The organism is Martelella sp., from assembly GCF_984369615.1.
In genome coordinates, this window is sequence record NZ_CFHTCS010000127.1 from 1 (window position 1) to 11277 (window position 11277).

Sequence of the window (11277 nt, forward strand, 5' to 3'; positions counted from 1 at the left end):
GTCCGGCGGGGCGCTGACATTCACCAGTAACTCAGGCCCCAGTTACACGATGAGCGGCTCGAGCAGTGACGGGGCGGCGGTCCTCTATGCTTTCACTGCAGGCGGAGCCGGCGGCAACCAGAACAGCGGGCTGACCGGCGATCAGTATGGCGGCGTCGGCGGGGCCGGCGGCGCGATCACAATCAGCGGCGACAGCAGTGGTTCGGCCAGGATCGGCACGTCGTCGTCGCGTTTCTCCGGCATTGCCCAGGGCGGTGGTTTCATTGTCGAATCTGTCGCCGGTGGCGGCGGTTACAGCAACGGCAATGCGGGCAGCGGCGGCACGATTTCCATCACCGGAACCCCGGCGGTCTCGATCTACTGGAACGCCACTTCCTCCGGCGGCGCCGGTCTGTTCGGGCTCGCCGGCATGAGCGTCGGCGGCGGCGGCTACAGCAATACCAAGAACGACGCCTCCGATCCGGGCGGCGAAGGCGGGGCCGGCGGCAATGTCACGGTTCAAAGCGACACCAGCATCGTCGTCGATGTCGCGGGCTCGACGCCCTATATCAGCGCCGCGATGGCAGCACGCAGCATCGGCGGCAAGGGCGGCACGGGTCCGACCAAGGACGAGCCGGGCGGCAATGGCGGCACGGGTGGCGCGATCACGCTCGGCAATACCGGCGGCGCGATGTCGATCACGACGGCCGGCGATTATGTCTACGGCGTGATCGGCCAGAGCGTTGGCGGACAGGGCGGCGATGGCGGCGACGGAACGGCGCTTGCCGGCCAGGGCGGTGGCGGCGGCTTCGGCGGCAATGCCGGCGGCATCAGCGTCAGCTTTACCAATGCCGGAACGCTGACCACGGCCGGCGATTATGCGGCCGGCATCCTGGCCCATTCGATCGGCGGCGGCGGCGGCACGGGCGGCGAGTTCGTCAGCGTGCTCGGCGGTCAGGCGGGCAATGGCGGCAATGGCGGCAATGCGGGTAATGTCGGCGTCTACAGCGATATCGCCATTACCACGGGCGGTGACAATGCCTTCGGCGTGGTCGCGCAGTCGATTGTCGGCAGCGGCGGTACGGGCGGCATCGACGTCTCGTCGCTGGTCGGCCTCGGCGGCGACGGCGCGGGCGGCGGGACGCCGGGCATGGTTACGGTCAACTATGCCGCCGACATCACGACGGCGGGCTACAATGCACTGGGCATCATCGCCCAGTCCATCGGCGGCGGCGGCGGGGCTGCGGGTTCGGCGACCGGACTTGTCAGCGTCGGGGGCAATGCGGCCGGCACCACCACGGCGAACGGCGGAACCGTGGGGATATCCAATACTGCCAGGATTTCGACCGGCGGCGGCTCCTCCATCGGCATTCTGGCGCAGTCGATCGGCGGCGGTGGCGGATCCGGCGGCGATTCGCAGGGTATGGCCGGCGTCGGCGGCCAGGGCAGCGCCGGTGGCAGTGGCGGAACGGTCGCCGTCTCCAATCTCGGCGGTATCCGAACGGCCGGCGAGTTTTCGCCCGGTGCGGTGATCCAGTCGATCGGCGGCGGTGGCGGCAATGGCGGCGGCGTGATGACGCTGTCGGCGATCGCGTCGATCGGGCTTGGCGGCTCGGCCGCACAGGGTGGCCATGGCGGCACCATCTGCATCGACAACACGGCGGTGTGCGGGACCGCAAATTCGGACGGCTCGATCACGGCCTATGATACATCGCTTGATGCCGCGACCAGTTCCGGCGATGCCGCGATCAGCACCATCGCCGACTTCTCTCCGGGCCTGATTGCCCAGTCGATCGGCGGCGGCGGCGGCAATGGCGGCAGCGTCAAGAACTACAGCGCCCTTTCATTCATCGCGCTTCAGACCGGCGGCAACGCCGGTTCAGGCGGCGCAGGCGGCTCGGTGAAGATCAGGCAGGACAACCTGCAGATCGCGACGGCGGGCGCGCAGGCCCCCGGCATCATCGCCCAATCGATCGGCGGCGGCGGTGGAACCGGCGGCAGCGCCAATTATTTCGACGCCACGGTCGGCTTTAACGCCGCGTTCATCCTCGGCGGCAGCGGCGGGACCGGCGGCACGGCCAACAGCGTCAATGTCGCCCTCGAGGGCTCCACCATCTCCACGGGCACTGTCGTGCGCAGCGACAGCGTCAATCTGCCCGGCGATTCCGCCGGCATCGTCGCCCAGTCGATCGGCGGCGGCGGCGGCAGCGGCGGCGCCACTTCGGCCAAGGACTTTCTCGTTGCCGCGCCGACGGGTACCGGGGTTCCGGTGGCGTTCAACTATCAGGCCGCGGTCGGCGGTAATGGCGGTAATGCGGGCAATGGCGGCGCAGTCAGCGTCTCGCTCGATTCAGCCTCGCGGCTGACTACGCTCGGCGATGCCTCCAATGGCATCATCGCCCAGTCGATCGGCGGCGGTGGCGGCAATGGCGGCGATTCCTCGGTTCTTTCGACGACGCTTGGCGACAAGGACACGGTCGAGCTGACGGCAAGCGTCTCCTTTGGCGGCGGCGCGGGCAATATCCTGGGCGATACCGACAACGGCGGCACCAACAACAATTACGATTTCTCGACCTCGGGCGGCGGCGCGGGCAACACTGTCTCCGTGACGCTTGGTGAATGGAGCGGCGCCACCAATGCCAATGTGACCGATCCCATCAGGGGCGAAACGCCGGCGGCCACGCTTCTGACCTACAGCGATAGTTCCTACGGCGTTCTCGCGCAGTCGATCGGCGGCGGTGGCGGCAATGGCGGCATCGGCAACAGCAACGCCTATTCGCAGGGCGGAACCGTGTCGATAAAGGCCGATATCGGGCTGGGCGGCAAGGGCGGTACAGGCGGCGACGGCGGCAATGTGACCGTTGATCATTACGGCAACTACAACATTCAGACTCAGGGTTCGGGCTCTCGCGGGATCGTGGCGCAGTCGATCGGCGGCGGCGGCGGAACCTCGCAGGGCGGCACGATGTATCTCGCCGGCAGCGCCGGCGGCTATGATGCAAGGCTGAATGTCGGGTTGGGGCTTACGGGCGGCTCGGGCGGCAAGGGCCAGTCGGTCACGGGCTCGGTCTATGGCGGCGTCCAGACCTTCGGCGGCGATGCCGACGCGATCGTGATGCAGTCGATCGGCGGCGGTGGCGGCATTGGCGGCTCGCTCGGCAGCGATGCCTCGTCGCACAAGATTCTCGATGCGATCGGCAATATCGAAGACCAGATAGGGCGGCTGACGGATGCGGGCAATACCTATGAACTCACCGTCGATGTCGGCGGCAAGGGCGGTACCGGGGGCACGGGCGGCGCTGTCTATCTCGATTTCGGCGGCCAGGTGACCACGATGGGCGACTGGGCCGATGGGGCGGTGCTGCAGTCGATCGGCGGCGGCGGCGGACAGGGTGGTTCTTCCGTCGCATCCGGCAGCGAGATCACCGCCAATATCGAGGTTGCGGTCGGCGGCAAGGGCGGCAGCGGCAGCGACGGCGGTGCTGTTTCTTTCGATTTCGAGGGTTATGGTACCGACTATATCCACACATATGGTTATGGCGCCTATGGCATCCTTGCCCAGTCGATTGGCGGCGGCGGCGGACAGGGCGCTGACGGGTCGGACCAGCAGACCGGTACGCTTGCAATCGGCGGCGATGCCGGCGGTACGGGCGGCGTCGGCGGAAACGGCGGCCCGGTTTCGACAGCCAGTTCAAGCACGCCGCATATCGTGACCCATGGCTCTGACGCGATCGGCATCGCCGCGCAGTCGATCGGCGGCGGCGGCGGCCAGGGCGGCGTCGGCAACAGCGCCGAGGCCACCCGCATCCGCAGCGCCGAACTGAGCATGTCGATCGGCGGCAAGGGCGGCATGGCCGGCAATGGCAGCACGGTTGATTTCAGTTTTGGGACCGGGACTGACATCGTCACCTATGGCGACCGTGCTTTCGGACTTCTCATGCAGTCGATTGGCGGCGGCGGCGGTATCGGGGTCACCGGTGAGGTTGCCGGTGGTCTCGACCTTGCCATTGGCGGCCAGGGCGGAGCTGGCGGTTACGGAAATACCGTGACGCTCGACTTCACCTCAACCTCTGACGCGGGCATCAGGACCAGCGGCGCAGGCGCGCATGCGCTCGTCGCCCAATCGATTGGCGGCGGTGGCGGCATTGGTGGCGATGCGACCGGCGGGCTTCTCAGCCTGCTGCCGGTCAACACGTCTGCCTCCGGCGGCGCAACCGGCAATGGCGGCGCCGTCAACCTGACGCTCAACGGCGCGCTGGCGACAACCGGCGCCGATGCCTTCGGCATTCTCGCCCAGTCGATCGGCGGCGGCGGCGGCTTTGGCGGCGCAGGCGCCGGGTCCGGCTTCGCCGGCCTCTCGCCGACGGCCACCTCCGGCACCAGCAGCACGATCACGATCAACGCGTCGGGCATCATCTCGGCGACCGGAGCACGCGGCGTCGGCATCTTTGCGCAGAGCGAGGGTGTTTCCGGCAACGGCCAGATTGCCATTAACCTCAGCGGCAGCGGCAAGGTTTCCGGCGGCCAGAGCGATGATTCCGCGGCGATCTGGGTCGTCGGCGGTACCGCCAACACGCTCACGCTCACCGACAGCGCCAGCATCCAGTCCGGCGCCTCGGCGACCGGCAATGATTACACCGACAGCTATGCCGTTCTGTATTCCGCCAATGGTACCACCAGCGGGTCGCTTACGCTCGACAATCAGGGCTCCGGCAGCATCAGCGGCAGCGTTCAGAATACCAGCCAGGCCAGTGATGCCGATGCCATGGCGATCTCGGTCAACAACGGCGTTCGCGGCACGCTGACGGATGGCTATATCTATGCTGCCGACATCGTCAACCACGGCACGTTCGAGATCGGCCGCTTCCGGCGGCCCGGAACCACGGTGGTCTCCGGCGATTTGGAGCAGAGCGCCACAGGCTGGCTGATCCCGGATATCGACCTCAACAACTCCAATGCCGACCTGTTGTCGCTGGAAGGCGATGCGCAATTCGACGGCACGCTCGGTCTCAACGCGATCAGCCTGCTGCCGAACCGCTCTGCCCGCTTCCTGACGGTGGCAGGCGACATGACCGGTGGACTGACGCCGCGGGACTCGACGTTGTTTGACTACAAGATCGATACAGTGGGCAAAGAGATGTTCTTCAGCGTCGCCGGCGCCGACTTCACGCCGGCCTCGGTGACCAATCTCAACAACGACCAGCACCAGCTCGCCGATACGCTGCAGACGATCTGGGATGCCGGCGGCAACAACGCCTTCGGCAGCCTGTTCGGCGCTTTCGCCAGCCAGACGGACGGAGCGCCGGGCAAATATCCCGGAACGCTCGACGAGTTGCGCCCGCGCGCGGCCTTTGCGACCGCCGTGGAGCAGAACTTCGAAATGCTCGAATTCGGCGCGAGCCTGATGAGCTGCCCGGAATTCGAGGGCGCCACCGTGAAGGTCACCGAGGGAAGCTGCGCCTGGGCGTCGGTTTCCGGCAGCAACGACCGGCGCGCGGCCGTCGCCAATGCCGCAAGCTATGATCTCGACACGCTGACCTTCCAGTTCGGCGGACAGAAGGAATTCACGCCCGGCTGGTTCCTCGGCGGCTCGCTCGCCTACCAGCAGAGCTGGCTGTCGCAGGACAGCGGTTCCGTCAGCGGCGACGGCGATGCCGGCTATGCCGGCGTCAGCCTGAAGCACGAGATCGACGGCTGGACCTTTGCCGGCGCGCTTGCCGGCAGCTATGGCAGCTACGATATCGACCGTGTGATCAACATTCCCTATGTCGCCGAGGTGGTTTCCAGTTCACCCAACGTCGCGGCGGGATCATTCACCGGCAGGATCGCGAAGATGATCGATCTCGAAAGCGTCTATCTGAAACCCTATGTCGATCTCGACGCGATCTATACGTGGCAGGACAGCTACACCGAAAGCGGCGCCTACGGTCTGAAAGTCGACAGTCACGGCCAATGGAGCCTTGCCGCATCGCCGAACATCGAGATCGGCAGTCGCCACAATTTCGACAGCGGCGAGACGCTCAGGCTTTACGGCCGGCTCGGTATGACGGTGATGTCGAGCGATGACTGGAAAACAACCGCGCGGTTTACCGGCTCGCCGGTCGCAGACAGCGCGTTCAACACCTCGCTCGATTACGGCAGCACCTTCGCCACGGTCGCCGCGGGCTTCCAGCTCACGACCCTGAAAAATGTCGACCTGCGCCTCGAATATGAAGGACACTTCTCCGACAAGATCACCTCGAGCGCCGGCAAGGTCCGCCTTAGCGTACCGTTCTGATGTCATCACGCACCTCCGGTGGATTTTCGGTTCTCGTTCTAGGTCCAGCGGACATGCTCGTGTGCCAAGTCGATACGCTCCGCTTGCGCTCGATTTGATGGAGGATTTGCGGCGGTCATCCGAGCAGGCGTGCGTGCTGCGCGAACCGCAAGCGTGCCAATAAATGCCGGAGGTTTCGCGCCTCCGTCAGTTATTTGGAATAGTTGCCTTTTCACCTTTGCGACAACCGGCGTCCAAGCGCCTTTTCGGTAAACGCAGCTTCGTGCGAAGGCCCTGCTTTCCTCAGCAATATGAACCGCTTATCATCACCCAGTCGCCTCCCACGCGGAGGCGTGGATTGGGCTTCGAGAAGAAGGATGATACGCGGGAGATGCTCTTGGCCCTCAAGGCACGGCTGGGCGAATTTGGTCTGGCGTTCCATGAAGAGAAGACGCGACTCGTCGAACTTGGCCGGTTCGCGGCTTTATCTCGACAACGACGTGGTGAGCGAAAACCGGAGACCTTCGCGTCCCTGGGCTTCATTCACCATCGTGGATTGACCCGTGATGGTCGGTTTATGTCGCGAGGCTGTGGGCATTGACTTGACTGAGATGCAATTGCTGTTGCGGACTTGGCTCTGGCGACAACCCCTGCCTAGCTCATTTTTTCTATTGACCTAGAGTGCGCTCCAAGCGGTAGATGTTTCTGCGTCGTGACGAAAGAAGGGCACCCATGAAGATTGGCGAACTGGCTAGGCGTTCGGGTTTGTCGGCCCACACCATCCGTTACTATGAGCGGATCGGGCTGCTTCCTTATGCCGGTAGGGACCAATCGGGCCAACGTGATTACGACGCATCGATCCTGATCTGGATAGAGTTTCTCAACCGCCTCAAAACGACAGGGATGCCTATTCGGGAAATGCTGCATTATGCGGCTTTGCGGGAGCGCGGCGTTAGTACGGAGGCGGAGCGAAGCGCATTGCTAGAACAGCACCGCGAGCGTGTCCGTGCCCAAGTGGCCGAACTTCAAGCCTGCCTTGTCGTCCTCGACACCAAAATTGCCGGATATGCCGGCAAGGAACAGAGGATGAAAAACTATGACGCATCAATCCCCCAACGTTGGCGAAAGCCGGCTGGAACGCGGTAAACGCGCGCTTGCTGAAATCGATGGTGATGCCGGCAAGAATGTTGTTTCCGCCCTGGCGGACATTGCCCCTGATTTCGCAAGATACCTGTTCGAATTTCCGTTTGGCGACATCTACAGCCGCCCCGGTCTGGATCTGCGCGCACGGGAAATCGCCACCATCGCTGCGCTCACCGCGATGGGAACTGCGGCCCCACAGCTGAAAGTCCATATTGAGGCAGGGCTGAATGTCGGGGTGACGAGGGAAGAAATCACCGAGATCATCATGCAGATGGCGGTCTATGCCGGCTTTCCTGCGGCGCTCAACGGTCTCTTCGCGGCCAAGGATGTCTTCGCCGCTCGGCCCCCCACCCAGAAGGAGGACACGGCATGACGAATATGTTCCGCATTTTTTGATGGCCGCCAGCGCGCTCGCCCTGGCGGTGGTCCCAACCTTCCCGATCCTGGGGCCGACTTGCGCATATGCGATGCTGCCGCCATAGTTCAGCGCTGTTTCGTCATCCGGCTTCCCATTGCGCCTCAAGCCAGGGCAGATGCGGTTCGAGCGAGCTCTGGGAATTCTCTATCCAGTTGATTAGTCCTGTGTACGCTCTATGTTCAGCCTCGGGTGCAAAGTTAACTTTACAGTGCCCTTTGACGTTTTGACGCCGGTGACCCAAACCGCCGGTGGCTGCGCGCGGTTCTTGTCTTCAGGCGCTTTCCAGCCCCGCTTTTTCTAGCGCCAGCCGCGCCTTCCGGTGTTCGGCCTGCACGTCCGGATCGGGGTCGAGGCCGGCGGCGAGGAGGCGCTGGGTGTAAAGCTCCTGCGGGTTTTCGAAAATCTGGCGGACGGTGCCCTGTTCGACGATCTCGCCGCGCTGCATCACCAGCACCCGGTCGGCGAAATCGCGCACCACGGGCAGGTCGTGGGCGATGAAGATGAAGGCGATGCCGAGCCGGTCGCGCAGTTCGCTGAGAAGGGCGATCACCTGTGCCTGTATCGAGACATCGAGCGCCGAGACCGCCTCGTCGCAGATGATCACCTCCGGCTCGAGCGCAAGGGCGCGGGCGATCGCGATGCGCTGGCGCTGGCCGCCGGAAAACTGATGCGGGTGACGCGCGGCATGCTCGGGTTTCAGCCCGACCTGCTGCAGCAGCTCATCCACCCGGTCGCGCCATTGCGCCTTCGGCAGGATCTCGGGGTGGATCACCCAGGCCTCGGAGATGATCTGGTAGATCGACATATGCGGGTTGAGCGACTGCGTCGGGTCCTGAAAGACCATCTGCAGGTGACGGCGGACAGCGCGCATCTGCCGGTGCGTTTTCGTCAGCAGATCCTCGCCCTTCCAGAGCACCTTGCCGCCGGATGCCTCCTCAAGCCTGAGGATCAGCTTGGCGACTGTCGATTTCCCCGATCCGCTTTCGCCGACGACGGCGAGCGTTTCGCCGGCATGAAGCTCGAAATCGGCGTTCTTCAGCGCGGTGAACGCGCCGTAGGACTTGGTGAGGCCGGAGACCTGCAGGATCGGCTGGCGCGCGCTTTCGCCCGTTCGCATCTCGCCCTTGCCGGGGGCCGCGGCCAGAAGCTTTCGCGTGTAGGGATGCTTTGCGTTGTGATAGAGGTCGCGCGGCGTGCCGGTCTCGACGATCCTTCCGCCTTCCATCACCACGGCCCGGTTCGCCGCCTCGGCGACGACGCCGAGGTCGTGCGTGATCAGCAAGAGGCCCATGCCGGTTTCCGCCTGCAGCTCCTCAAGGAGCGACAGCACCTCCGCCTGCACGGTGACGTCGAGCGCGGTGGTCGGCTCGTCGGCGATCAGAATGTCGGGTTTGAGCGCCAGCGCCATGGCGATCATCAGCCGCTGGCGCTGTCCGCCGGAAAACTGGTGCGGGTATTTCTTCAGCGCGGCCTTGGCGTCAGGAATGCCGACGCGCTGCATCAGCTTCAGGGCGCGTTCAAAGGCTTCCGGCTTGCCCGTGCCGTGGCACATCGCCGCCTCGGCAATCTGCCAGCCGACCGGATAGACCGGGTTCAGGTGGCTGAGCGGGTCCTGGAAGATCATCGCGATCCGCTTGCCGTTGATCTGGCGGCGTTCCTCGCTGGAAAGCGTCAACAGGTCGCGGCCCTCGAACAGCACTTCACCGCTCACGATTTCGCCGGGCGGGCAGTCGATCAGGTTCATGATCGCCGACGCCGAGACCGATTTGCCCGAGCCGCTTTCGCCCAGGATCGCCAGCGTCTCGCCGCGGTCCAGATGCCATGACACGTCATTGACCGCATCGACCGTACCGCGCGCGGTGTGGAAACGGACCGAGAGGTTGCGCACTTCAAGGAGGTGGGAACTAGCCATTGGACTTTCCTCCGATTTCCAGCCGCCAGCGCTGGGTCGGGTTCAGCGCGATCCGCATCCAGCTTGAAAGCAGATTGAGCGACATGGTGGTCATGATGATCGCAAGCCCCGGCCAGAAGGCGAGCCACCACGCGCTGGTCAGATATTGCCGCCCCTGGCTCACCATCAGGCCCCAGGTGATTTCCGGCGGCTGGATGCCGATGCCGAGGAAGGAGAGGGCGGATTCGGCCAGCATCACGAAGGCGAAGTCGAGCGTGGCGATGGTCAGCAGCGTCGGCAGCACCACCGGCAGAATGTGAAACAGCACGATGCGGAGATTGGACGCGCCCATGACCTGCGCCGCCTGAACGAACATGCGCTTGCGCACTTCTAGAACCTCCGCGCGCGTGGTGCGCAGATAGATCGGGATGCGGGTAATGGCGAGCACCAGCACCAGATTGGCGATCGACGGCTCCAGCACGTAGAGCACGGTGACGGCCAGAAGCAGCGAAGGAAACGACATGATCACATCGGCAAGCCGCATGATGATTTCGCTGTGCCATCTGTCGCGGTAGCCGGCGATGAGGCCGAGCGTGGATCCGATCAGCAGCGAGGCGGCAACCGCGCCGGCGGACACCACCATTGTGTTGCGCGCGGCGACGATGATGCGGGCGAGAAGCGGCCGGCCAAGCGCATCGCCGCCGAGCAGATAGAGAAAACCGCGATCAAGGGAAAACGGCGGCGCATTACGGGCGCGCAGGTTCTGCTTTGCGGCAACGCCATCCAGCAGCATCGGGCCAAAGATCGCGAAAGCCACGATGACGATCAGGAACAGTACCGCCGCGAAGGCGAGCTTGTCGGCCCACAGCATTTTGAGGAAACGGCGGAAGGCGCCGGGTTCCTGCCGGACCATGGTCTCGCCGCCGGTTTCTGTGATGGGTGCACTCATCGGCGTTCCTCAGGTTCGAATGCGCGGATCGAGCACCGCATAGGCGAGGTCGATCAGGAGGTTCATGATGAAGATCGCGATCGCGGTCACCATGATGGCGGCGAGAATGACGTTGAAATCACGCTGCATGATGGAATCGATCATCAGCTTGCCGACGCCGGGAAGCCGAAAATCGTTTCCACGACCACCGCGCCGTTCAGAAGGGCCGCCGCCTGATCGCCGATCACGGTGATCACGGGCAGCATGGCATTGCGCAGCGCGTGGACGAAGATGATCGGCCGGTTCTTCACGCCCTTGGCCCGCGCCGTCTTCACATAGGCCGAGCCGAGCGCGTTGATCATCGATCCGCGCACGATCTGCAGGATCAGCCCGAAAGGCCGGATGAACAGCACGGCGACCGGCAAGACCCAGTGCCAGGGCGTGCCGGTTCCTGAGGTCGGAAGCCAGCCGAGCGTGACGGAAAAGACCACGATGCCGACGATCGCCACCCAGAAATCCGGCGCCGAGGCGCCGATCAGCGACAGGACCGAGGCGGCCCGGTCGAACCAGGTGCCGACATTGAAGGCCGCGATGGCGCCGACCGTGATGGCGGCGGCGGTCACCAGAACCATGGTGATGAAGGCAAGCTGCAGCGTCCAGGC

At 64.5% G+C, this 11277-nt stretch carries 6 protein-coding genes and 1 pseudogene; 4 read left to right on the plus strand and 3 right to left on the minus strand.

Annotated features, from left to right (window positions below):
- The first annotated feature begins 49 nt into the window (after positions 1–49).
- The 4 genes from AC5DC2_RS11830 to AC5DC2_RS11845 all read left to right on the plus strand — a co-directional run bounded on the left by AC5DC2_RS11830 (position 50) and on the right by AC5DC2_RS11845 (position 7751).
- Entirely contained in the window at positions 50–6256 is a 6207-nt protein-coding gene (locus AC5DC2_RS11830) for an autotransporter outer membrane beta-barrel domain-containing protein (RefSeq protein ID WP_491698616.1), read from the plus strand.
- A gap of 337 nt (positions 6257–6593) precedes the next feature.
- The gene (locus AC5DC2_RS11835; RefSeq protein ID WP_244435569.1) at positions 6594–6836 is read left to right on the plus strand and encodes a hypothetical protein; all 243 of its coding nucleotides are present in this window, start codon (positions 6594–6596) and stop codon (positions 6834–6836) included.
- A gap of 131 nt (positions 6837–6967) precedes the next feature.
- Positions 6968–7381, plus strand: coding sequence for a MerR family transcriptional regulator (locus AC5DC2_RS11840; protein ID WP_024708572.1), 414 nt, complete (start codon positions 6968–6970; stop codon positions 7379–7381).
- Positions 7332–7751, plus strand: a complete 420-nt coding sequence (locus AC5DC2_RS11845; protein WP_491698617.1) for a carboxymuconolactone decarboxylase family protein — start codon at positions 7332–7334, stop codon at positions 7749–7751. Before AC5DC2_RS11840 ends, AC5DC2_RS11845 begins: the two co-directional genes overlap by 50 nt.
- Before the next feature lie 316 nt (positions 7752–8067).
- Here AC5DC2_RS11845 and AC5DC2_RS11850 read toward each other — a convergent pair whose 3' ends face one another.
- The 3 genes and pseudogenes from AC5DC2_RS11850 to AC5DC2_RS11860 form a co-directional block, all read right to left on the minus strand.
- Positions 8068–9708: an ABC transporter ATP-binding protein gene (locus tag AC5DC2_RS11850; protein ID WP_491698618.1), complete on the minus strand. Its 1641-nt coding sequence runs from the start codon at positions 9706–9708 to the stop codon at positions 8068–8070.
- Complete coding sequence (locus AC5DC2_RS11855) at positions 9701–10600, minus strand: ABC transporter permease (protein ID WP_491698619.1); 900 nt, start codon at positions 10598–10600, stop codon at positions 9701–9703. Before AC5DC2_RS11855 ends, AC5DC2_RS11850 begins: the two co-directional genes overlap by 8 nt.
- A gap of 45 nt (positions 10601–10645) precedes the next feature.
- A pseudogene (locus AC5DC2_RS11860) lies at positions 10646–11277 on the minus strand (ABC transporter permease); the annotation flags it as partial.